Genomic DNA, 22,194 nt, shown 5'->3' with positions numbered 1-22,194 from the left:
CCCGCCCGCGCCAGCCGCTCCGCCTCCGGGCCGCACCGCGCGGTCGTGATCGGCGGCGGCATCGGCGGACTCGCCTCCGCCGCGCTCCTCGCCCGCGACGGCTGGGACGTGACCGTGCTCGAGAAGCGCGAGGTCGTCGGCGGCCGCGCGGGCTCGTGGGAGCGCGACGGGTTCCGCTTCGACACCGGTCCGTCCTGGTACCTCATGCCCGAGGTCTTCGACCACTTCTTCCGCCTGATGGGCACGAGCGCCGACGAGCGCCTCGACCTGGTGAAGCTCGACCCCGGGTACCGGGTCTACAGCGAGGGTGTCGCCGAGCCGCTCGACGTGCTCGCCGACCTCGAGTCGAACATCTCCCTGTTCGAGAGCGTCGAGCCGGGCTCGGGCGAGCGGATGCGCGCCTACCTCGAGTCGGCGCGCGACACGTACGAGATGGCCAAGCGCCGCTTCCTCTACACCAGCTTCGCGTCGTTCCTCCCGCTGCTGCGCAAGGACGTCCTCTCGCGCACGGCGACCCTCGGGAAGCTGCTGCTCACCTCGCTCGACTCCCTGGCGGGCACCGCGGTGACCGACACCCGCCTGCGGCAGATCCTGGGCTACCCGGCGGTCTTCCTCGGCTCCTCGCCGTACGACGCGCCGAGCATGTACCACCTCATGAGCCACCTCGACCTGGCCGACGGCGTGCTCTACCCGATGGGCGGATTCACGCGGCTGATCGAGGCCGTCGCCGAGGTCGGCGAGGAGGCGGGCGTCACGATCCGCACCTCGTCGCCCGCCACGCGCATCCTCACCGCGCGCGCCCCCCGCGGCAGCCGTCGCGGCGCCGAGGTCGTCGGGGTGGAGTTCGAGGGCCCGGACGCTGTCGAGCGCCTGCCCGCCGAGCTCGTCGTCAACGCGTCGGATCTCTTCACGACCGAACAGTCCCTCCTGCCCGACGAGCAGCGCACCTTCCCGCCGCAGTACTGGGAGGACCGCAACCCCGGTCCCAGCGCCGTGCTGATCCTCCTGGGCGTGCGCGGCGAGCTGCCGCAGCTCGAGCACCACACCCTGCTCTTCACGAAGGACTGGCGCGACAACTTCGGCCGCATCTTCGGTGAGAACCCGTCGGTGCCGGATCCCGCCTCCCTCTACGTCTGCCGACCGAGCGCGACCGACCCGGGCGTCGCTCCGGACGGGCACGAGAACCTCTTCGTGCTCGTGCCGATCCCGGCCGACACCTCGATCGGCCACGGTGGAGTCGACGGCGCGGGCGACGCGCGGGTCGAGGCGATCGCCGACGCGGCCATCCAGCAGATCGCGACCTGGACCGGAGCGGCGGACCTCGCCGACCGCATCGTGGTGCGGCGCACCATCGGGCCGGCCGATTTCGAGACCGACCTGGGCGCCTGGCGCGGCTCGATGCTGGGCCCGGCGCACGTGCTCAAGCAGAGCGCCTTCTTCCGCGCCGGCAACGCGAGCGCTCACGTCGACGGGCTCCTCTTCGCCGGCAGCTCGACGATCCCCGGCATCGGCCTGCCGATGTGCGTCATCAGCGCCGAGGTCATGCTCAAGCGCGTGCGCGGCGACGTCTCGACCGAGCCGATCCCGGTGCGCGGAGCGCCCGATGCCCCGGTGGCTCCGACGGTCGGAGCGAGGTGCGCGACGCCGTGCTCGCCGGCCCGGCGGAGTAGCCGGTGGGCGTCGTCTACCTGCTCGCGCTCGCGGTCTCGGTCTTCGGGATGGTCGTGCTCGACAAGCGCTTCGGGCTGTTCTTCTGGGACGACGCCCGGCGGGCGGCGATCGTGCTGCCCGCGGGAGTCGTCTTCTTCCTGATCTGGGACCTGTTCGGGATCGGGCTCGGCGTCTTCTTCCGCGGCGAGACCCCGTACATGACCGGACTGCAGCTCGCCCCCGAGCTCCCGGTCGAGGAGGTCCTCTTCCTCACCCTGCTCTGCTACCTGTCGATGGACGTCCACGGGGCGCTCGCGAAGCGGGCGGAGGCGCGGGCGTGACCTACCTCCTCCTGAACACGGTCTTCCTGGCCGTGGTGCTGGTCGTCCTCGTGATCGCCCTGCGCCGCGGTCGGCTCCGCCTCGGCCCCCTCGTCGGCACGCTCGTCGTGCTGCTCGTGATGACGGCCGTCTTCGACAACGTGATGATCGGGGTCGGACTCCTGGTGGCCTACGACGACTCGCTCATCTCGGGGATCAGGATCGGCGTCGCGCCGATCGAGGACTTCGCCTACGCGATCGCGGCGGCCGTCGCGCTGCCGGCGCTCTGGTCGATCCTGCCGGCCCGCCGACGCACCACCGGGAGCACCTCGTGAACCGACTCCGCGCCCTCTTCGTCTCGAGCCGTCCGCTCAGCTGGGTCAACACGGCGTACCCCTTCGCGGCCGCCTACCTGCTGACCACGCGCGAGATCGATCTCGCCTTCGTGCTCGGCACGCTCTACTTCCTCATCCCCTACAACCTCGCGATGTACGGGATCAACGACGTCTTCGACTACGAGTCGGATCTGCGGAACCCGCGGAAGGGCGGCGTCGAGGGCGCCGTCCTCGATCGGAGCGAGCACCGCGCGACCCTGATCGCGGCGGTGGCGACGAACCTGCCGTTCCTCGTCGCGCTGGTGCTCCTCGGCTCGCCGCTCTCGTGGCTCGTGCTGGCGATCAGCGTCTTCGCCGTGATCGCGTACAGCGCGCCGGGACTGCGCTTCAAGGAGCGCCCGTTCGTCGACTCGCTCACCTCGGCGACCCACTTCGTCAGCCCCGCCGTCTACGGCATCGCGCTGGCGGGCACCACCGTGACCGGTCCGCTGGTGGCGCTCCTCGTCGCGTTCTTCCTGTGGGGGATCGCCAGCCACGCCTTCGGAGCGGTGCAGGACATCCTCGCCGACCGGGCCGCAGGCATCGGCTCGATCGCCACGGTCATCGGGGCGAGGGCGACCACGCGCTTCGCGATCGCCGCCTACGTCGCGAGCGGCCTCCTGCTCCTGCTGCTGCCGTGGCCCGGGACGCTCGCCGTGGTCCTGGCGGTGCCCTACGCGGTCAGCATCTGGCCGTACCGCTCGCTGAGCGATGCGGAGGCGGAGCGGGCGAACGCGGGCTGGAAGCGGTTCCTCGCGCTCAACTTCCTGACCGGGTTCCTGGTCACGCTGCTGCTGATCGTCTTCTGGCTCGCGACCTGAGCGCGGGTCCGGCCGCTCAGAAGAGCTGGTGCGGAGCGACGATCAGCACGACGACGACCGCGAGGCCGGCGAGGAGCGCGGCGACGAGCAGGCCGTAGCCGATCCGCTTCGCGGTCTTCGCGATCCGGGTGCGACGAGGGACGCGGCGCTTCTTCTTGACGCGGATCGACGCCGGACGGTCGGCCGACGGGACGGGGGCGGCGGCGGCCGCCGGAGCGGTCGGCCAGTCGTCGGCGGGGCTCGTCCGCGGAGCGTCGACGGCCTGCTCGGCGCTCCTGGTGTGCCGCTCGGGTCCGCGTCGCGCGGGGTCCTCGTCCGTGGTCCGCCGTGACATGCCGCTCCTCCAGGGTCGCCCGCCGTCCTCGGCGGGTGGCCGTCCGGACGACGGCTCCGATACTCTAGGGCAGCGCCGCTCCGTGCGGCTCCGTCGGCGCGATCGGCGCCGTGGCGGGCGGCCGGCGCACCGGGAGGAGCAGGAGGAGCCCGACGCCCAGGACGAGGACCAGGCCGAGGATGCCCCAGTACTGCACGTTCGCCTCGTCGCCGCCCGAGGTCGCCGCGGCGATCGACACGAAGGCCGCGAAGGCGGCCGGGGCGAGGAAGGACGCGGCGCGACCCGTCGTGGCGTAGAGCCCGAAGATCTCGCCCTCGCGCCCCTCCGGGATCAGCCGCGCGAGGTAGCTGCGGCTCGCCGACTGCGCGGGGCCGACGAAGAGGCACAGCAGCAGGCCGAAGATCCAGAAGACGGTGGCGCCGCCGTCGTGCAGCACGAAGACCGCGGTGCCGCAGACGAGCAGCCCGACGAGCGAGGCGACGATCACGGTCTTGGGGCCGAGGCGGTCGTCGAGGGCGCCCACCGAGATGGTCGCGACTCCGGCGACCACGTTGGCCGCGATCGCGAAGAGGATCACCTCTCCGGCGCTGAACCCGAAGGTGCCCTGCGCGAGGACGCCGCCGAAGGTGAAGACGCCGGTGAGCCCGTCGCGGAACACGGCGCTCGCGATCAGGAACAGCACCGTGGTCCGGCTCTCGCGCCACAGAGCGGCGATCTGGCGGAACAGGGCCCGGTAGGAGGCGATCACGCCGACGCGCTCGCGGGAGCCCTCCCGAGCCGGCAGCTCGGGCACCGCGACGAGCACGGGGATCGCGAACACCGCGAACCAGACGCCCGCGAGCAGGATCGAGACGCGGACGTCGAGGCCGTCCTCACCGGTCACGCCGAAGAGCCCGACCTCGGGCGAGATGAAGCCGAAGTAGACGATCAGCAGCAGCACGATGCCGCCGACGTAGCCCATGCCCCAGCCGAAGCCCGAGACCCGGCCGATGGTGGCGCGCGTCGAGACCTGGTTGAGCATCGCGTTGTAGTTGACGCTCGCGAACTCGAAGAAGACCGTGCCGACGGCGAGCAGCCCGAGTCCGAGCCAGAGGTAGGCGGGATCGGGGCGGACGAAGAACATCAGCAGGATGCACGCGACGACGACGGCGGAGTGGATCCCGAGCCACAGGCGCCGGCGCCCGCCGAGGTCGGCCCGGCGGCCCGTGATGGGAGCGATCAGGGCGACGACCAGCCCTGCTCCCGCGAGCGACCAGCCGAGCGCGGCCGAGACTCCGCTGGGCGTGCCGAAGAGGCCGTCAGTCGTGAGGTAGACCGTGAAGACGAAGGTCGTGACGACGGCGTTGAAGGCGGATCCGCCCCAGTCCCACAGCCCCCAGGCGAGGACGGGTCGACGGCCGGCGCGTTCGGTCATGCGCTCACCGTAGGGCGTCGAGGTGAACGACGGGAAGCGGCGCCTGGGAGTTGAGCGCACTCGACTCAACTTCTCCGCTCCCGGCTTGACTCCAGGAACGGTCCGCGTAAACTTGAGCCTGCGGGACTCAACTCCCGCAGAGGTTTGCACCACTCACGTCAGCACCACTCACGACAACTGATCGACCGCCTCACGGCCGGCCGGTCGCGAAGGAGAAACACGCTATGTCCCGTGCCGTAGGCATCGATCTGGGAACCACCAACTCGGTCGTGGCCGTCCTCGAGGGTGGCGAGCCCACCGTCATCGCGAACGCCGAGGGCTTCCGCACCACCCCGTCCGTCGTCGCGTTCACCAAGGACGGCGAGGTGCTCGTCGGCGAGACCGCGAAGCGCCAGGCCGTCACCAACGTCGACCGCACCATCGCGTCGGTCAAGCGCCACATGGGCACCGACTGGACCTTCGGGGTCGAGGAGAAGAAGTACACGCCGCAGGAGATCTCGGCCCGCATCCTGGGCAAGCTCAAGCGCGACGCCGAGCAGTACCTGGGCGACAAGGTGACCGACGCGGTCATCACCGTCCCCGCCTACTTCAACGACGCCGAGCGCCAGGCGACGAAGGACGCCGGCGAGATCGCCGGACTCAACGTCCTCCGCATCATCAACGAGCCCACGGCGGCCGCCCTCGCGTACGGCCTCGACAAGGGCAAGGAGGACGAGCTCATCCTGGTCTTCGACCTCGGTGGCGGAACCTTCGACGTCTCCCTCCTCGAGGTGGGCAAGGACGACGACTTCTCGACCATCCAGGTGCGCTCGACCTCGGGCGACAACCGCCTCGGCGGCGACGACTGGGACCAGCGCGTCGTCGACCACCTCGTCAAGCGCTTCAAGGACTCGACCGGCGTCGACGTGTCGAAGGACAAGATCGCCCGTCAGCGCCTCAAGGAGGCCGCGGAGCAGGCGAAGAAGGAGCTCTCCTCGAGCACCTCGACCAGCATCCAGCTGCCCTACCTCTCGCTCACCGAGAACGGCCCGGCGAACCTCGACGAGACGCTGACCCGCGCCAAGTTCGAGGAGCTCACCAGCGACCTCATCGAGCGCACCCGCAAGCCGTTCACCGACGTCATCGCCGAGGCGGGCGTCAAGGTCGAGGACATCGCGCACGTCGTCCTCGTCGGCGGCTCGACCCGCATGCCGGCCGTGGCCGAGCTCGTGAAGAAGCTCACGGGCGGCAAGGAGCCCAACAAGGGCGTCAACCCGGACGAGGTCGTCGCCGTCGGCGCCGCGCTGCAGGCCGGTGTCCTCAAGGGCGAGCGCAAGGACGTCCTCCTCATCGACGTCACCCCGCTGTCGCTGGGCATCGAGACCAAGGGAGGGATCATGACCAAGCTCATCGAGCGCAACACCGCGATCCCGACCAAGCGGTCCGAGACCTTCACCACGGCCGACGACAACCAGCCGTCCGTCGCGATCCAGGTCTTCCAGGGCGAGCGCGAGTTCACCCGCGACAACAAGAACCTCGGCACCTTCGAGCTCACCGGCATCGCCCCGGCCCCCCGCGGCATCCCGCAGGTCGAGGTCACCTTCGACATCGACGCCAACGGCATCGTGCACGTGTCCGCGAAGGACAAGGGCACCGGCAAGGAGCAGTCGATGACGATCACCGGCGGCTCGTCGCTGCCGAAGGACGACATCGAGCGCATGGTCCGCGAGGCCGAGGAGCACGCCGCCGAGGACAAGGCCCGCCGCGAGGCCGCCGAGATCCGCAACAACGCCGAGACCCTCGCCTACTCGATCGACAAGCTGATCAAGGAGAACGAGGACAAGCTGCCCGAGGACGTCAAGTCCGAGGTCCAGGGTGACGTCGATGCGCTGAAGACCGCGCTCGCCGGAGACGACGACGCCGCGGTGAAGACCGCGTTCGACGCCCTCAACGCCTCGCAGACCAAGCTCGGCCAGGCGATCTACTCGCAGGACCAGGCCGCGCAGAGCGCCCCGCAGGACGCTCCCGCCGACGGTGACAAGAAGGACGACGAGGACATCGTCGACGCCGAGGTCATCGACGACGACGAGCCGAAGGACGCGAAGTGACGGCCGGCGAGCAGGGCCAGGAGCCGACCGAGGGCGTGCCCGAGGAGGAGCCGACCACCGGTGCCGAGGCGGCGCAGGCCGCTCAGGACACCGAGGGTCTGATCGAGGCCGAGGGCCCGGACGTCGAGACGACGCTCTCGGACGCCGACCTCTCCTTCCTCTCGGGCCAGTCCGACGCCGAGACGCTCGCAGCGGAGCACCTCGCCGACCTCCAGCGGGTCACCGCGGAGTACGCGAACTACCGCAAGCGCACCGAGTCGAACCGGCAGGCCGAGAAGGAGCGGGCCATCGGCGACGCGGTGAAGGTCATCCTCCCCGTGCTCGACGACCTCGACCGCGCCGAGAAGCACGGCGACCTGCCCGAGGGCGGTCCCTTCACCGCCATCGCGCAGAAGCTGCGCGGCGGGACCGAGAAGCTCGGCCTGGTGAAGACCGGCGCCGTCGGCGACCTGTTCGACCCGAACATCCACGAGGCGATCTTCCAGCAGCCCACGCCGGGCGCCGAGACCTCCACGGTCGCGGACGTCGTCGAGGCGGGCTACTACCTCGGAGGCACGCTGCTGCGCGCCGCCAAGGTGGTCGTCGCGGTCCCCGCCGACTGACACCCTCCGCACCACCGCGAGGGACCCCGCTCCTCCCGCCTCCGCAGGCGGCACGGGAGCGGGGTCCCTCGCCGCACTCGACACAGGAAGAGGCACATGGCCAGCCAGGATTGGTTCGACAAGGACTTCTACAAGGTCCTCGGCGTGTCCAAGGACGTCTCCGCGGCGGATCTGAAGAAGACCTACCGCAAGCTCGCGCGGCAGTTCCACCCGGACTCGAACCCGGGCGACGCCCGCGCCGAGGCGCGCTTCAAGGAGATCAGCGAGGCGTACACCGTCCTCTCGGACGCGGATCAGCGCAAGGAGTACGACCAGATCCGCGCGATGGGCGGCGGAGCGCGCTTCACCGCGGGCGGACAGCCCGGCGGCTTCGACGACGTGTTCGGCAACGTCTTCGGCCAGGGCGGGCGCTCCGGCTACAGCACCCAGCAGGGCCCCCCGCCCGGTTTCGAGGACCTCCTCGGCGGCATGTTCGGCGGCGCGGCCGGCGGCAGCCGCTTCGGGCAGCCCAGCGGCGGGTACCGCGGCTTCGGCGGCCCGCAGAAGGGCGCCGACCTCACGGCCAGCACCACCATCGACTTCCGCACCGCGACCCGCGGCGACACCGTGCAGCTGCAGACCGGCGAGGGGCGGCCGCTGTCGGTCCGCATCCCGGCCGGAGTGGCCGACCAGCAGAAGATCCGCGTCCGCGGCAAGGGGCGGCCGAGTCCCGACGGAGGCGAGCCCGGCGATCTGGTGCTCACCGTCGCCGTCCGCAAGCACCCCGTCTTCGAGCGCGACGGCCTGAACCTCCGCGTCAACGTCCCGGTCACCTTCGTCGAGGCCGTCTTCGGCGCGACGATCGAGGTGCCGACCCTCGGGGGGGAGCCCGTCAAGCTGCGCGTCGCTCCAGGGACGCCCAGCGGGCGCGTGCTGCGTGTCAAGGGGCGGGGCGTCGAGACGGGCAAGGGCACCGGCGACCTGCTGGCCATCGTCCAGGTCGCGGTCCCCGATCACCTGTCGGCCGCGGCGAAGGCGGCGCTCGAGGCCTACGCGGCCGCCGAGCCGGCCGAGAACCCCCGCGAGGACCTCCTGGAGAAGGCCCGCTACTAGACCGCACGAGTGCGACGGGCCGAGGGGCCGGAGAGGAGGCGGCGATGGACGAGAACACCCCCGTGTTCGCCATCGCGGTCGCCGCCGACCTCGCCGGCATGCACCCGCAGACCCTCCGGCAGTACGACCGGCTCGGCCTGGTGCGCCCCACCCGCACCGCGGGCAAGTCGCGCCGCTACTCCATGCGCGACGTCGTCCAGCTGCGCGAGGTCGCGCGGTTGTCCTCCGAGGGGGTCTCCCTCGAGGGCATCGCGAGGATCCTCCAGCTCGAGAACCAGGTGCAGTCGCTGTCCCAGCGCGTGCGCGAGCTCGAGTCCGCGCTGGCCGACGAGCTCCTCAACCGGCCCGGCCGCCGCGTCTTCGCCGCGGGCCTCGAGGGCGACGTGGTGACGCTGCGGCACGGCACGCGCGCGCAGCGCCGCACCGAGCTCGTCGTGTGGCGCCCCGCCCCTCGCCCGCGCGACGAGGCGGCGCCGGACGACGACGAGCCGGACGGGCCGTGATCGGGGTACTCTGACCGTCGCGCCCGGCACTGTCGCCGGGTCGCCCGCCCGCTCGCCGCGGTCGCGGTGAGACGAGGAGGACCCGTGGTCGAGGACAACCAGCGAGACGACGCCGCCGAGAGGCGTTCCGGGCGCGAGGCCGAGCCCCAGGACGACGCGCGCTCCTCCGATCGGCGCGCACCCGTGGTCCCCGACAACGGCTACAGCCGGGAGTCCTACGCGATCCACGCCACCCGCACCGAGCTCCCGCTCTTCTCGAACGCGCTGCAGGGCAGCCGGGACGACGCCCGCTGGCTGTCGTCGCTCTCGAGCGTCCTCGGCTCCGGCGATCCGGAGGCCGCCACCGTCGCGGCGCAGGCCGCGATCGAGCGCCGTCGGCGCCGGAGCGACGAGCCCGGAGCCTAGCGCCGCGCCGTAACGCCGCGCCCTAGCGCCAGTCGCGCACGCGGGCGCTCGCGTACCGCCGGTCGAGCCGCGATCCGATGCGCCCCCCGGTCGCCCGCTGCAGCAGATCGGAGCCGCGCGCGAGCATCTCTCCGCCGAGCGGCAGCCCGCGCACGAGCCCGCGCACCTCGACGTGCTCGGCGTCGGTGTAGCCGAGCAGCACGTAGAGGCCGACGACGGCCATGGCCGCGATCGTGGCCACCCGGCCGGGCAGCTGGTCGAGGATCCCGCCGTTGCCCTCCACGGGCTCGGCGAGGGTCACGCACATCAGGAAGATCGTGGCGTAGACCGCGAGGTGCACGTGCACGGTCCTCCACGGGCGCGCGAGCGCGGCGATCGGCAGGATCCAGAGGGCGTACCAGGGGTGGATCGCCGAGGACGCCGTGACGAACGCCAGCAGTGCGGTCGCGAGCCGCGCGAGCGGGTCGATCGAGCTGCGGGTGAGCATCAGCCACGCCGCGACGGCGCCGGCGAGCGTCAGGGCGAGGAGCTTCACGAGGGTCACGGCGGCGGCGGGATCGTGCCCCGTCAGCTCGACGGAGGTCGAGACGAGGATCGAGACGAGCGACATCGGCGCGTACCAGTGCATGATCGTGCCCGGCACGATCATCGCGGCGACCCAGCCCACGCCGACGCCGATGGCGAAGCCCAGCGCCACGACGAGTCCGAGGGCCCCCAGTCCCGTCCAGAGCCAGGCGCGCACCCGCTCCCGCAGGGTCGCGTCGCGGCGCAGCCAGAGCAGCGCGACCACGGGCAGGGCGATCACGGCGACCGGCTTCACCGCGATCGCGGCGCCCATCAGCACGACGGCGAGCACGCGCCGGTCGGTGCTCGCGTAGAACAGCGACGCGAGGATCAGCGCCAGCATCACCGAGTCGTTGTGCCCGGCGACGACGAAGAGGACGAGCGTCAGCGGATTGGCGACGACGATCCACGCCGTCAGGGGCACCGAGAGGCCGCGCAGCCGGGCCAGCCGCAGCGCGTAGACGGCCATGACGGCGACTCCGGCGACCGAGACGGCCCGCAGCACGGCGACCGAGAGCTCGGGGGAGGACCAGCCGGCGAGCTGCACGACGGTCCGCTCGATCAGGAGGAAGAGGGGTCCGTAGGGCGTCGGCGAGTCGGCCCAGACCGGATCGACGCCCAGGATGAACCATCCCGGCAGCATCGCCACTCCGCTGGTGTACGGATCGATGCCCGCGCTCATCAGGCGGCCCTGCGCCACGTACGAGAACATGTCGCGGCTGAACAGCGGCACGGCGATCAGCAGGGGAGCGCACCACGAGAGGGCGGCGACGAGGATCGTGCGCAGAGCGCGGGGATCCCCGCTCCGCGCCGTCGAGCGGAGCCGGAGCCACGCGAGCAGGAGGAGCAGTCCGCCGCCGAGCACGGCCATGGCGCAGATCTCGGTGAGCGACGCGGTCGAGCGCAGGGTCGCGATGAGCGGCCACTGCCGGATCGGCGAGTCGCCGGGCAGGTACCCCACGCCGAGCGAGCCGACCAGGATCGCGCTGGACGCGACGGTGCCCATCGCCAGCGGGGCGACGCGCGAGGCGTGCTGCGCGAGTCGACGGGCCCGGAGCGGGACGCGGGAGGTCCGCTCCGACGCCTCGACCGTGCCCGGTCGTCCCGTCGTCACCTGTGCAGCCATCGCAGCCACGCTAGGCGACCGCTCTTCGAAACGGATGGACGTGGCGTGAACGGTTGACCTCCGCCGCTCTCAGGCGCTAGTCGGCTCCGGCACGGCCTCGGCGAAACGGAGCTGGTTGCCGAACGGGTCGATCACCTCGAGCGAGAAGCCGAACGGGGTCCGCGTGATGCGCGGATTGAGGTACGGGTACGCCTTGGCGTCGAGCTCGGCGTGCAGCTCGCGCACCCCGCGGAGCGACACGTGCAGGGCCGCTCCCGGGCTGCCGTCGCGGTGGTGCTCGCTGAGGTGCAGGCGCAGGCCCGAGCGCGACACCTGGAGGTAGAGGGGAGCGTCGCGGCCGGCGCGGTGCTCCCAGTCGACGGTGAAGCCGAGGTAGTCGACGTAGAACTCGCCCGCCTTCGCGACCGAGAAGATGCGCAGGATCGGGACCGCCGCCTCCATCCGCACCGCTTCGAGCCGCGAGGGCCCGCCCGGCGTCGACTCATCCCGCGCGCGTCGTCTCGTCTCCACGGCACGAGGGTAGCCGTCGCCGCGGGCCGGCGGCGGCGGCGGCCGTCCCCGAGCGCGGCGTGCCCGACGGGCCGGGCGCGTCGCCGTCTCAGTCGACGAGATCCAGCAGGCGGAGGCGCTCGAGCGTCGCGACGCCGGCGGGCGGGCACCGGTGCGCGTCGGCGGTCCCGATCCAGTGCAGCGAGTCGATCTCGGCGCTCGCCGCGGGCTCGCCCGCGAGCTCGGCGAGGTAGACCCGCATGTGCACCTCGCGGCCCGCGGGCTCGCCGTGGGCCTGCGTGCGCACGACGAACAGCTCCTCGAGCCGGGTGGTCGCGGTGCCGAGCTCCTCCCGGGCCTCGCGAGCGGCGGCCTGCTCGCCGGTCTCGCCCGCGTCGACCTTGCCGCCGGGCAGGTAGAGCACGTCGCGACCGCGGGCCGTCACCATCAGCACCCGGCGCTCGCGGAGCACGGCGACGGCGGAGACGACGATCGGAGGGAGGCTGCTCATCCGGCCATCCTGCCGCCTCCGGAGCCCGAGGGACGCCCGGGCGCCGGGCCGCCCCGCGGCTACCATGGGTGCACACATCACAGGACGCGCGCAGCCGGCGCGCGTCGGGGCCCCGTGCGCCCGAACAGCTGAGGAGCAACCCGTGGCAGAACCCACCACCCTCGACAAAGTCGTCACCTCGCGCAGCACCGGGGGTTCGTCTTCCCCTCCGGAGAGATCTACGGAGGAACGCGCTCGGCGTGGGACTACGGGCCGCTCGGCGTGGAGCTGAAGGAGAACATCAAGCGCCAGTGGTGGAAGGCGTTCGTGCAGGGCCGCGGCGACGTCGTCGGACTCGACTCCGCCGTCATCCTGCCCACCGCGATCTGGAACGCCTCCGGTCACGTCGGCGTCTTCTCCGACCCGCTCACCGAGTCGCTCATCACCCACAAGCGCTACCGCGCGGACCACCTCTTCGAGAAGTACGAGGAGGTCAACGGCCACCCGCCCGTCAACGGACTCGCCGACATCCCGGATCCGGAGCACCCCGACAAGGTCGGCCAGTGGACCGAGATCAAGCAGTTCTCGGGCCTGATGAAGACCTACCTCGGCGTCGTCGACGACGAGTCCGGACTGCACTACCTCCGCCCCGAGACCGCGCAGGGCATCTTCACCAACTTCGCCAACGTGCTCCAGAGCGCGCGCAAGAAGCCGCCGTTCGGCATCGGCCAGATCGGCAAGGCGTTCCGCAACGAGATCACCCCCGGCAACTTCATCTTCCGCACGCGCGAGTTCGAGCAGATGGAGCTCGAGTTCTTCGTCGAGCCCGGCACGGACGAGGAGTGGCAGGAGACCTGGATGAAGCTCGCCTGGGACTGGTTCGTCGACCTCGGCATCGACCCCGAGAACATCCGCCAGTACGAGCACCCGAAGGACAAGCTCTCCCACTACTCCAAGCGCACGGTCGACATCGAGTACCGCTTCAGCTTCGCCTCGGGCGAGTGGGGCGAGCTGATGGGAGTCGCGAACCGCACGGACTTCGACCTCAAGACCCACATGGAGCACTCGGGCAAGGACCTCTCGTTCTTCGACCAGACGCGCAACGAGCGCTTCGTGCCGTTCGTGATCGAGCCGTCCTTCGGACTGACCCGCGCGCTGATGGCGTTCCTCGTCGACGCCTACGAGGAGCAGGAGCTGCCCCCGAACGCCAAGGGCAAGGTCGAGACGCGCACGGTGCTGCACCTCGACCCGCGGCTGGCGCCGGTGAAGGTGGCCGTGCTGCCGCTCTCGCGCAACGAGGCGCTCTCACCGCTCGCCCGCCAGGTCGCCGACCGGCTCCGCCAGCTCTGGAACGTCGACTTCGACGACTCCGGGGCGATCGGGCGCCGCTACCGCCGCCAGGACGAGATCGGCACCCCGTTCTGCGTCACGGTCGACTTCGACTCGCTCGAGGACGACGCCGTGACGGTGCGCGACCGCGACACGATGAAGCAGGAGCGGATCCCGCTCGACCGGCTCGAGGCGCACCTCTTCTCGGGGCTGCGCGGAGCGTGACCCCTCTCTCGCTGGTCGAGTAGCCGCGGAGCGGCGTATCGAGACCCCGGCCTCCGGCGCTGGTGGATCCCGATACGCCCGCTGCGCGGGCTACTCGATCAGCGAGGAGCGCTCAGAGGCGCGGTGCTCCCGCGCCAGCAGCGCGTGGACGAGGGTCGACGTCCACTCGCCCTTGCAGTACTCGTCCTCGAGGTGGTGCGCCTCGCGCCGCATCCCCAGGCGCTCGCAGAGCCGGGCGGAGGCGGTGTTGCGGTCGTCGAGCTGAGCGATCGCGCGGTGGGCGCCGAGCCGGTCGAACGCGAGGTCGAGCAGCGCGCGGGCCCCCTCCGTCGCGAGACCCTCACCCTGCGCGTCCGGATGCAGCACCCAGCCGATCTCGACCGCCCCCTGCTCGACCGAGGCGGCGATGAGCGTGAGATCGCCGACCACGTGGCCCGAGAGCGGGCCCTCGCGCGGCACCACCGCCAGCACGACCACGTCGCCGTCGGCGGCGAGCCGCGCGGACGGCAGGCGGGTGAGCAGGTGCGCGCGGGACTCCTCCGGAGTGCGGACCGGCCACCGGAGGTAGCGCACCGCATCGGGGTGCCCCTGGTAGCGGGCGTGATCGGCGGCGTCCTCGACGCGCAGCGGCCGCAGCAGGAGCCGGTCGGTCAGGATCGGCTCGGCCTCGAAGGGGACCCGCAGCGCCACGGGTCAGGCGGAGGCGGCGGAGTCGTCGCTCCGCGGGCGCGCCACGGCGGGCTCGGCGGGCACCTCGATGCCGAAGAGCGCCTCGAGACCGGTGAGGTACGCCTCCTGCGCGCCGGCGCGGGCGTAGTCGCGCGCACGCACGCTCGGGGTGTGCAGCAGCACGCCGGCGAGGTGGCGCAGCGCCTGCTCGGTCCGGCCGTCGTCGTCGCCGCGGGAGCGGGCCCGCTCGATCTCGGCGTCGAGCGCGTCGAAGACGTGAGCGCGGAGGGCGACGACCGCCGGGGTGAGGCTCTTCTCGTCGGCCACGTCCGAGAACTTGCGGGCCGCCTTGTCGACCAGCGCGCGCGCCTTCTCGGACGCGTCGAGCACCTCGAGGGGAGCGTGCAGGCTGATCGTCTCGAGATCCAGCAGCTCCACCCCGGTGACGCTCGTCACGTCGGCGGCGACGTTGCGCGGCAGGCCCAGGTCGATGACGAGCTGGCGCTCGCGGGCCGCGGAGTGCAGCCGGCCGTCGATCAGCAGGGCCGCGTCGAGCACGGGCGCCTCGGTGGTCGTGCAGGTGATGACGACGTCGGCGCGACCGCCTCGGCCGCGAGGTCGGCTCCGGCGATCGGGCGCAGGGCCCGCCGTGCGGCGAAGCCCTCGGCGCGACCGGAGGGGGAGTGCACCGCGATGTCGACGACGCCGCGGTCGCGCAGGGCCGCGACAGTGGCGCGGGCGTAGCTGCCGGTGCCGATCAGGAGCACGCGGGCCGCGCGCCAGTCGGTGATCCGGCTGGAGGCGAGATCGAGGGCGAGCCGGACGATCGAGCGGCCGGCGCTGCCGAGGCCCGTGCGGTTCTTGATGCCGCGCGAGGTCTGCGAGGCGCGCTGGAAGAGGCGCTCGAGCTCGGACGAGGTGGTGCCCAGGCGACGCGCCTCCTCGAGGGAGCGGCGCACCTGGCCGGCGATCTCGCCCTCGCCGACGACGACCGACTCGAGGCCGCTGGAGACGGCGAAGAGGTGCTCGGCCACGCGGTCGCCCGAGACCACGTCGACGCTGCCGCGGAGCTGCTCCTGCTCGACACCGGTCGCAGCGCTGACGGCGGCCGTGGCGGCCTCGACGGCGACCGCGCGGGCGGCGGTGAGCGGCTCGTCGATGTCGAGGTAGGCCTCGAAGCGGTTGCAGGTGGCCACGACGACGGCCCCCGAGACGAAGTCGATGCCGTCCGCGAGCGCCGAGGCGACGGCGGAGGAGTCGACGGAGAGCTTCTCGAGGAGATCGAAGCTGGCGTTCTTGTGCGACGCCGTCAGACACAGAAGCACCTCAGCAGTCTACGCGCCGTCCCGGTGGAGCGGGCCCGGGATCCGGGAGGAACGCTCGGGGAAGCCTGGAATAATGCCGCGGTGACCTCCCCACTCGACGGCCTGCTCGATCCGCTGCACCCCCTCTCCGCCGGGCGCACCGCCGACTCGGCGCTCGTGCGCGCGTACCGCTCCGAGCGCCCGGAGCGCACGCCGGTCTGGTTCATGCGCCAGGCGGGCCGGAGCCTCCCCGAGTACCGGGCGCTGCGCACCGACACGAAGATGCTCGACGCCTGCCTCGATCCCGACCTCGCGAGCGAGATCACCCTGCAGCCGGTGCGTCGCCACGGCACCGACGCGGGCATCTTCTTCAGCGACATCGTGATCCCGCTGCGGCTCGCGGGCGTCGCGGTCGACATCGTCCCCGGCCGCGGCCCGGTGCTCGAGAAGCCGGTGCGCACCTCCGCCGACGTCGACGAGCTGACGGCGATCGACCCCTCGGTGCTCGACGAGACCCTCGAGCCGATCCGCGAGGGCGTGCGCCGCACGGTCGCGGGCCTCGGCGACACCCCGCTGATCGGCTTCGCCGGCGCCCCGTTCACCCTCGCCGCGTACCTCGTCGAGGGCGGGCCGTCGAAGGACCACATCCGCGCCCGCACCCTCATGCACGCCGACCCCGAGGCGTGGGCCCGCCTGATGGAGTGGACCGCCGAGGTCACCGGACGCTTCCTGCGCGCCCAGGTGACGGCCGGCGCGAGCGCCGCCCAGCTGTTCGACTCGTGGGCCGGGGCGCTCTCGCTCGCCGACTACACGGCGCACGTGCCCCCGCCTCGACCCGCGCACTCACCCACGTGCGCGACCTGGCCTTCGAGAGCGGCGGCGTCCGCCGGAACGTGCCGATCGTGCACTTCGGCGTCGGCACGGGCGAGCTGCTCGGCGCCATGCACGCCATCGGGGCCGACGTGGTGGGCGTCGACTACCGCATCCCGCTCGACGAGGCGAACCACCGCCTCGGCGGCTTCGTGCCGGTGCAGGGCAACGTCGACCCCGCCCTGCTCTCGGCGCCCTGGGAGGTGCTGGCCGCGCACGTCGACGACGTCCTCCGCCGCGGCCTCAGCGCTCCCGCGCACGTGCTCAACCTCGGCCACGGCGTGCCGCCCGAGACCGACCCGGACGTGCTGACGCGACTCGTCGCCTTCGCGCACGACTGGCGGCCGTGAGTCCCGAGCGCCCCGTCGACCACGACGTCGCGGTGATCGGCGGAGGAGTCGCGGGGCTCGCCGCCGCCGCGGAGTGCCTCCGGATCGGCCTGCGGGTCGTCGTGCTCGAGGCGGGGGAGCGGGTGGGCGGCTCCGTCGCCCCGCTGCACCTCGCCGGCACCGTGCTGGACGCGGGGGCCGAGAGCTTCGCGACCCGCGGCGGCCACGTCGAGAAGGTGCTCGCCGGCCTGACCCTCGGCGGGCGTCCGCTCGCCGAGTCGGTCGTCGAGCCGAGCACCGGCGGGTCCTGGCTGCACCTGTCCGGCGGCCGCTCCGTCCCGTCGCCGCGCGCCGGGATCCTCGGGATCCCGAGCACGCCCCTGGCTCCCGACGTGGTCCGCGCCATCGGACGGCGGGCCGCGACGAGGGCCTGGCTCGACACCCTCATGCCGGTGCTGCGCATCGGCCGGGCCCACTCGCTCGCCGAGCTCGTCCGCACCCGGATGGGCGAGCGGGTGCTCCAGGACCTCGTCGCGCCGGTCGTCTCGGGCGTCTACTCGTCCCGCCCGGAGGACATCGACGTCGACCTCGCGGCCCCCGGCCTGAACGGCGCGATCACCCGCCGCGGCTCCCTCGCGGGAGCGGTGGCGGCCCTGCGCGCCAACGTCCCGGCGGGCGTCGCCGTGCGGGGGCTGGACGGCGGCATGCACCGTCTGGTCGCGGCGCTCGTCGAGCGGATCGGCTACCTCTCGGGCGAGATCCGCACCGGCACCGGTGTCGCGCGCCTCGAGCGCTCGGGCGAGGACGCCCCCTTCTCCCTCCGTCTCGCCGACGACTCCGTCCTCACCGCGCACGCCGTGGTCGTCGCCACTCCCGAGCACGACGCGCGCGCCCTGCTCGCCGACCTGGTGCCGGCGGCCCGTGACGCGGACGAGCCGGGCGAGGACACCGTCGAGCTCGTCACCCTCGTGATCGACGACGCCCGCCTCGACGCGGCACCGCGCGGATCCGGAGTGCTGGTCGCCCCGACCGCCGACGACGTCGTGGCGAAGGCGCTCACCCATGCGACGGCGAAGTGGTCCTGGCTGGCCGACACGCTGCCGCGCGGCCGCCACGTGCTCCGCCTCTCCTACGGCCGGCCCGGAGAGGCCCCGCCGCTCGCGGGAGCCGACGACGCGCAGGCCGCCGCGACCGCCCTCCGCGACGCGTCGGTCCTGCTGGGAGTCGACCTCGACCCCGCCGCACTCGTCGCCGCCGCTCGCGTGCGCTGGGCGAACGTGCGCCCGGCCGCGGCGCTCGGCCGGCGCGACCACCTCGAGGCGTTCCGCGAGGCCCTCGCGCCCGTGCCCGGTCTCGCCGTGACGGGCACGTGGATCGCCGGCACCGGGCTCGCCTCGGTGCTGCCCCACGCGGCGGAGGCCGCCGCCCTAGTCCGCCGCCGCCTCGTGCGTCAAGGCGTCGGGCTCCCGCGCGAAGAACACGACGGCGGCGGCTACTCTGGGTCGCAGGCGCCCGCGTGAGTGCGGTGCGCCCCGACACGAGTGGTCATCGACCGCGTGAACGAGCCGCGAGAGCGGCCCAGGACGAGGAGTAGGCGTGAAGGGCAAGATCATCTTCGTGGCAGGAGCCGCAGCCGGATACGTGCTCGGAGCACGTGCGGGCCGCAAGCGGTACGAGCAGATCGCCGCGGCGGCCAACCGCTTCTGGCAGACCCAGCCGGTGCAGGACGTCGCGGGAGCGGTCGGCGGAGCGGCGAAGACGCAGCTCGGCACCGTCTCGGACAAGGCGTACGAGATCGTGCGCACGGTCGTGTCGAAGGCCGTCGCTGGCGGGAAGAAGTCGCAGGGCGCGAGCGACGCCGAGGCGACCGCCGCCGCACGCCGCGCGGCCGCCAAGGTCGACGAGGCAGCGGCCTCGGGCGGCTCGGGAGGATCGGCGTCGTCGACCTCCACGAGCAAGGCCTAGTTCCCATCCGCTCGGCCCCATCGACCGGTGCCGGGCCGGCACGTCCCGACCTCGAGGAGCCCCCGTGGTGAACGAACGCAATCCGAAGAACGCCCGATCACTGGGCGAGCTCGTCGGCGACCTCCCGGGGCTCGTCGTCGAGCTCGTGAAGGCCGAGCTCGCCTCCCTCAAGAACGAGCTGTCCGGCAAGGCGAAGAACGCGGGCCTCGCGGTGGCGCTGTTCGCCGTGGCGGCCTTCCTCCTCCTGACCGCGTGGGCCACCCTCGTGACCTTCGCGATCATCGGCATCTCGTCGTGGCTGCCCGCCTGGCTGTCGGCGCTGATCGTCACCGTGTTCTTCCTCATCGTGGCCGTCGTGCTCGCGCTGGTCGGCGTCAAGTCGATCAAGAAGGCCGTCCCGCCCGTTCCGCAGGACTCGATCGAGAGCATCAAGAAGGACGTCCAGGCGTTCAAGGGAGTCGGCACTTATGACCACTGACGTGAGCACCACCACCCCCCGCTTCGTCGACCCGGCCCAGCTGAAGCCCGACCAGCTGAAGGCCGACATCGAGCGCGCCCGCCAGGAGCTGGCCGCGACGCTCGACGCCATCGAGTTCAAGATCAACGTGCCGCGCAAGGTGAAGAACGCGCAGCGCACCCTGCAGCGCAAGTTCCGTGTCGTCGGCCGGCAGAACCCGTCGGCGCTCATCGCCGGTGCCGCGGGAGTGGCCGCGGCCGTCGGGCTGATCGCCTGGGGCGTCGTCAAGCAGATCACCGAGGACTGACCCCCCTCCGCGAACGGCCGTCCCCACGGGGGCGGCCGTTCGTCGTCCGCTAGCGCGCCCGGGGCCCCGGCGCCAGAGCCGTCGATGCTTTTGTGCATCCGCGCGAGCGGAGGGATGATGGATCAATGACCGATCAGACCGCCGGAACGGCGGGTCCCGTTCAGTCCGCCCGCGAAGAGACCGCTGCCGCTTCCTCGCCGCAGCCCCCCGCTGACCAGGCACCCGCCGATCAGCCTCTGGGATACACGCTCTGGGCGGTCCTCCGCAGGGATCCCGCACGTCCGCTCACCCTCTCCGAGGACTCCGCCGCCCCGGCCGTCGAGCACTACGAGGGCGTCGTCGCGCAGCTCGCGAGCGAGGGCGTGACCGTCCGCGGCACCTACGACGTCTCGGCCCTCCGCGCCGACGCGGACATCATGCTCTGGCTCGTCGGATCCGAGCCCGAGGAGCTCCAGCGCGGGTACCGGGTGCTGCGGCGCACGGACCTCCTGTCGAGCCTCCTGCCCACCTGGAACGCGATGGGCGTGCACCGCGACGCCGAGTTCAGCTCGAACCACCTGCCCGCCTACATGCGCGGCAAGGAGCCGGCGCGCTGGCTCACGGTCTACCCGTTCGTCCGCTCCTACGAGTGGTACATTCTCCCCGAGGAGGAGCGCCGTTCGATGCTCGCCCAGCACGGCCGTCAGGGCTCCCGCTTCCGCTCCGTCCTCACGAACACGGTGGCGTCCTTCTCGCTCGGCGACTACGAGTGGATCCTCGCGCTCGAGGACGAGGAGCTCGTCAACCTGGTCGACCTGATGCGCGACCTGCGCGCCACGGAGGCGCGCCGTCACGTGCGCGAAGAGGTCCCGTTCTTCACCGGTCGGCGCATCGAGGCCGGCCAGATCGCAGAGGTGCTCCGATGAGCGACACGACCCCCGACTCCCCGACGAGCGACTCCGGCGTCCTGGTCCGCGGGGCCACCCCGGCGGCCGCATCCGGCGCCGAGCACGTCGAGGAGGCCGTCGCGTACGACGCGATCCTCCTCGCCGGCTTCGGCGGACCCGAGGGGCAGGACGACGTCATCCCGTTCCTGCGCAACGTCACCCGCGGTCGCGGCATCCCGGAGGAGCGCCTCGAGGAGGTCGCCCACCACTACCGCCACTTCGGCGGCGTCAGCCCCATCAACGCGCAGAACCGCGCGCTGAAGGCGGCCCTCGAGGCCGAGCTCGAGAAGCGCGGCATCGATCTCCCCGTGATCTGGGGCAACCGCAACTGGGCGCCCTACATGAGCGAGGCGGTGTCGGAGGCGAAGGAGCGCGGCTTCTCGAACCTGATCGCCATCGCGACCAGCGCCTACTCCTCCTTCTCGTCGTGCCGTCAGTACCGCGAGGACTACGCGGCGGCGCTCGACGCCACAGGGCTCGAGGGCGAGCTGCGGATCGACAAGGTGCGGCAGTTCTTCGACCACCCGGGCTTCGTCATGCCGTTCGTCAAGGCCGTGCACGACGGTCTCGAGGAGCTGCAGGGGCGCCTTGCGGGCATCGACCTCACCACCGAGGTGGAGGTGCTGTTCTCGACGCACTCGATCCCGATGGCCGACGCCGAGCGCAGCGGACCGCACGAGCGCCACGACGACGGCACGGTCGTCGACGTGCACGGCTTCGGCGCGGGCGGCGCCTACGAGGCGCAGCACCTCGCCGTGGCGGAGGTCGTCATGGCGGCCGCCACCACCGAGGACGTGCCGTGGCAGCTCGTCTACCAGTCGCGCTCCGGTCCGCCGACGCAGCCGTGGCTCGAGCCCGACATCAACGACGCGATCGCCGAGCTGCCCGGGCGGGGCCGAAAGGCCGTCCTCATCGTGCCGCTGGGCTTCGTCTCGGACCACATGGAGGTCATGTGGGACCTCGACAACGAGGCGCTCGAGACGTCCGAGGAGAACGGGCTCATCGCGATCCGCGTGGCGACCCCCGGCACCGACCCGGTCTACGTCTCCGGGCTCGTCGACCTCGTGCTCGAGCGCGTGAACGGCACGCCGACCGAGGAGCGGCCGTCGATGACCGCTCTGGGGCCCTGGTACGACGTCTGCCGACCCGGCTGCTGCGAGAACGTCCGCGCCGGCTTCAAGCCCGCGCTCGCGGGAGTCGCCCCGTGACGGAAGGGTCTCGATGAGCATCCGGATCGGCACGCGCGCGAGCGCGCTAGCCGTCGCGCAGACGAGCATGACGGCCGACCTCATGTCGGCCGCGGCGGGAGTGCCCGTCGAACTGGTGCGGATCGAGTCCGACGGCGACCGCATGAAGGGCTCTCTGGCGTCGCTCGGCGGCACCGGGGTCTTCGTGAGCGCCCTGCGCGACGCCCTGCTCGCGGGGCGCTGCGACGCGATCGTGCACTCGCTCAAGGATCTTCCCACCGCGCCGGTCGACGGGCTCCTCCTGGGGGCCGTCCCCGAGCGCGAGGACCCGCGCGACGCGCTGTGCGCCCGCGAC

At 72.4% G+C, this 22,194-nt stretch carries 23 protein-coding genes and 3 pseudogenes; 18 read left to right on the top strand and 8 right to left on the bottom strand.

The genetic code is table 11. From position 1 onward, the window contains the following. The 4 genes from crtI to B0T42_RS15890 all read left to right on the top strand — a co-directional run. The coding region (gene crtI, locus B0T42_RS15905) for a phytoene desaturase family protein (protein WP_446737387.1) at window positions 1-1,812 on the top strand (1,812 nt) is incomplete at its 5' end. Then, entirely contained in the window at window positions 1,719-1,991 is a 273-nt protein-coding gene (locus tag B0T42_RS15900; protein WP_236720345.1) for a lycopene cyclase domain-containing protein, read from the top strand. The genes crtI and B0T42_RS15900, both read left to right, overlap by 94 nt. Further along, the gene (locus B0T42_RS15895) at window positions 1,988-2,305 is read left to right on the top strand and encodes a lycopene cyclase domain-containing protein (RefSeq protein ID WP_077224044.1); all 318 of its coding nucleotides are present in this window, start codon (window positions 1,988-1,990) and stop codon (window positions 2,303-2,305) included. Before B0T42_RS15900 ends, B0T42_RS15895 begins: the two co-directional genes overlap by 4 nt. Then, a complete protein-coding gene (locus B0T42_RS15890) occupies window positions 2,302-3,165 on the top strand; it encodes a prenyltransferase (RefSeq protein WP_077224042.1) in 864 nt (287 codons plus the stop codon). The genes B0T42_RS15895 and B0T42_RS15890 overlap by 4 nt, the downstream gene beginning before the upstream one ends. Before the next feature lie 16 nt (window positions 3,166-3,181). Here B0T42_RS15890 and B0T42_RS15885 read toward each other — a convergent pair whose 3' ends face one another. Both B0T42_RS15885 and B0T42_RS15880 read right to left on the bottom strand, forming a co-directional pair. Next, window positions 3,182-3,499, bottom strand: coding sequence for a hypothetical protein (locus B0T42_RS15885; protein WP_077224040.1), 318 nt, complete (start codon window positions 3,497-3,499; stop codon window positions 3,182-3,184). A 64-nt stretch (window positions 3,500-3,563) separates the two neighbouring features. Continuing rightward, window positions 3,564-4,913: an MFS transporter gene (locus tag B0T42_RS15880; RefSeq protein WP_077224039.1), complete on the bottom strand. Its 1,350-nt coding sequence runs from the start codon at window positions 4,911-4,913 to the stop codon at window positions 3,564-3,566. Between the two features lie 224 nt (window positions 4,914-5,137). Between B0T42_RS15880 and dnaK the strand changes: the two genes are divergently transcribed. From dnaK to B0T42_RS15855, 5 genes are all read left to right on the top strand, one after another. Then, window positions 5,138-7,000, top strand: coding sequence for a molecular chaperone DnaK (gene dnaK / locus B0T42_RS15875; RefSeq protein WP_077224037.1), 1,863 nt, complete (start codon window positions 5,138-5,140; stop codon window positions 6,998-7,000). Beyond that, window positions 6,997-7,602, top strand: a complete 606-nt coding sequence (locus tag B0T42_RS15870; RefSeq protein WP_077224035.1) for a nucleotide exchange factor GrpE — start codon at window positions 6,997-6,999, stop codon at window positions 7,600-7,602. Before dnaK ends, B0T42_RS15870 begins: the two co-directional genes overlap by 4 nt. A 96-nt stretch (window positions 7,603-7,698) precedes the next feature. Next, window positions 7,699-8,694 carry a DnaJ C-terminal domain-containing protein gene (locus B0T42_RS15865; protein WP_077224033.1) on the top strand — a complete coding sequence of 332 codons (996 nt, stop codon included), beginning with the start codon at window positions 7,699-7,701 and terminating at the stop codon, window positions 8,692-8,694. A gap of 44 nt (window positions 8,695-8,738) precedes the next feature. Continuing rightward, window positions 8,739-9,197 carry a heat shock protein transcriptional repressor HspR gene (locus B0T42_RS15860; RefSeq protein ID WP_077224031.1) on the top strand — a complete coding sequence of 153 codons (459 nt, stop codon included), beginning with the start codon at window positions 8,739-8,741 and terminating at the stop codon, window positions 9,195-9,197. Window positions 9,198-9,281: 84 nt separating this feature from the next. Next, complete coding sequence (locus B0T42_RS15855; protein WP_077224029.1) at window positions 9,282-9,602, top strand: hypothetical protein; 321 nt, start codon at window positions 9,282-9,284, stop codon at window positions 9,600-9,602. A 22-nt stretch (window positions 9,603-9,624) separates the two neighbouring features. On the opposite strand, the gene mptB is transcribed toward B0T42_RS15855, so the two are convergent. The 3 genes from mptB to B0T42_RS15840 form a co-directional block, all read right to left on the bottom strand. Then, entirely contained in the window at window positions 9,625-11,292 is a 1,668-nt protein-coding gene (gene mptB / locus B0T42_RS15850; RefSeq protein ID WP_139344542.1) for a polyprenol phosphomannose-dependent alpha 1,6 mannosyltransferase MptB, read from the bottom strand. Window positions 11,293-11,361: 69 nt separating this feature from the next. Next, complete coding sequence (locus tag B0T42_RS15845; protein ID WP_201788564.1) at window positions 11,362-11,802, bottom strand: glyoxalase superfamily protein; 441 nt, start codon at window positions 11,800-11,802, stop codon at window positions 11,362-11,364. Window positions 11,803-11,890: 88 nt separating this feature from the next. Beyond that, entirely contained in the window at window positions 11,891-12,292 is a 402-nt protein-coding gene (locus tag B0T42_RS15840; protein ID WP_077224026.1) for an NUDIX hydrolase, read from the bottom strand. A gap of 142 nt (window positions 12,293-12,434) precedes the next feature. Between B0T42_RS15840 and B0T42_RS15835 the strand changes: the two are divergent. Next, window positions 12,435-13,825 (top strand): annotated as a pseudogene (locus B0T42_RS15835) (glycine--tRNA ligase). A 90-nt stretch (window positions 13,826-13,915) separates the two neighbouring features. Here B0T42_RS15835 and B0T42_RS15830 read toward each other — a convergent pair. The 3 genes from B0T42_RS15830 to B0T42_RS22415 are packed head-to-tail and all read right to left on the bottom strand — an operon-like array spanning window position 13,916 to window position 15,819. Next, window positions 13,916-14,515 carry a GNAT family N-acetyltransferase gene (locus B0T42_RS15830; RefSeq protein WP_236720344.1) on the bottom strand — a complete coding sequence of 200 codons (600 nt, stop codon included), beginning with the start codon at window positions 14,513-14,515 and terminating at the stop codon, window positions 13,916-13,918. A gap of 3 nt (window positions 14,516-14,518) precedes the next feature. Further along, complete coding sequence (locus tag B0T42_RS22420; protein WP_342418266.1) at window positions 14,519-15,052, bottom strand: glutamyl-tRNA reductase; 534 nt, start codon at window positions 15,050-15,052, stop codon at window positions 14,519-14,521. Beyond that, window positions 15,031-15,819, bottom strand: coding sequence for a glutamyl-tRNA reductase (locus B0T42_RS22415; protein ID WP_342418265.1), 789 nt, complete (start codon window positions 15,817-15,819; stop codon window positions 15,031-15,033). The genes B0T42_RS22420 and B0T42_RS22415 overlap by 22 nt, the downstream gene beginning before the upstream one ends. Window positions 15,820-15,900: 81 nt before the next feature. Between B0T42_RS22415 and hemE the strand changes: the two are divergent. The 8 genes and pseudogenes from hemE to B0T42_RS15785 form a co-directional block, all read left to right on the top strand. Beyond that, window positions 15,901-17,018 (top strand): annotated as a pseudogene (gene hemE, locus B0T42_RS15820) (uroporphyrinogen decarboxylase). Further along, the gene (hemG, locus tag B0T42_RS15815) at window positions 17,015-18,517 is read left to right on the top strand and encodes a protoporphyrinogen oxidase (RefSeq protein ID WP_236720343.1); all 1,503 of its coding nucleotides are present in this window, start codon (window positions 17,015-17,017) and stop codon (window positions 18,515-18,517) included. The pseudogene hemE and the gene hemG overlap by 4 nt, the downstream one beginning before the upstream one ends. Window positions 18,518-18,593: 76 nt before the next feature. Beyond that, window positions 18,594-18,962, top strand: coding sequence for a hypothetical protein (locus B0T42_RS21570; protein WP_077224024.1), 369 nt, complete (start codon window positions 18,594-18,596; stop codon window positions 18,960-18,962). Window positions 18,963-19,026: 64 nt separating this feature from the next. Beyond that, entirely contained in the window at window positions 19,027-19,440 is a 414-nt protein-coding gene (locus B0T42_RS15805; RefSeq protein ID WP_077224022.1) for a phage holin family protein, read from the top strand. Between the two features lies 1 nt (window position 19,441). Beyond that, a complete protein-coding gene (locus B0T42_RS15800; RefSeq protein WP_230672090.1) occupies window positions 19,442-19,726 on the top strand; it encodes a DUF3618 domain-containing protein in 285 nt (94 codons plus the stop codon). A 125-nt stretch (window positions 19,727-19,851) separates the two neighbouring features. Further along, window positions 19,852-20,631, top strand: coding sequence for a hydrogen peroxide-dependent heme synthase (hemQ, locus tag B0T42_RS15795; RefSeq protein ID WP_077224021.1), 780 nt, complete (start codon window positions 19,852-19,854; stop codon window positions 20,629-20,631). Continuing rightward, complete coding sequence (locus B0T42_RS15790) at window positions 20,628-21,860, top strand: ferrochelatase (protein ID WP_077224019.1); 1,233 nt, start codon at window positions 20,628-20,630, stop codon at window positions 21,858-21,860. The genes hemQ and B0T42_RS15790 overlap by 4 nt, the downstream gene beginning before the upstream one ends. A gap of 13 nt (window positions 21,861-21,873) precedes the next feature. Further along, a pseudogene (locus B0T42_RS15785) lies at window positions 21,874-22,194 on the top strand (hydroxymethylbilane synthase); the annotation flags it as partial.

The sequence above is a fragment of the Rathayibacter rhapontici genome (assembly GCF_001995175.1).
Taxonomy (GTDB): Bacteria; Actinomycetota; Actinomycetes; order Actinomycetales; family Microbacteriaceae; genus Rathayibacter.
This window is presented reverse-complemented; position numbering and strand designations above follow the sequence as displayed.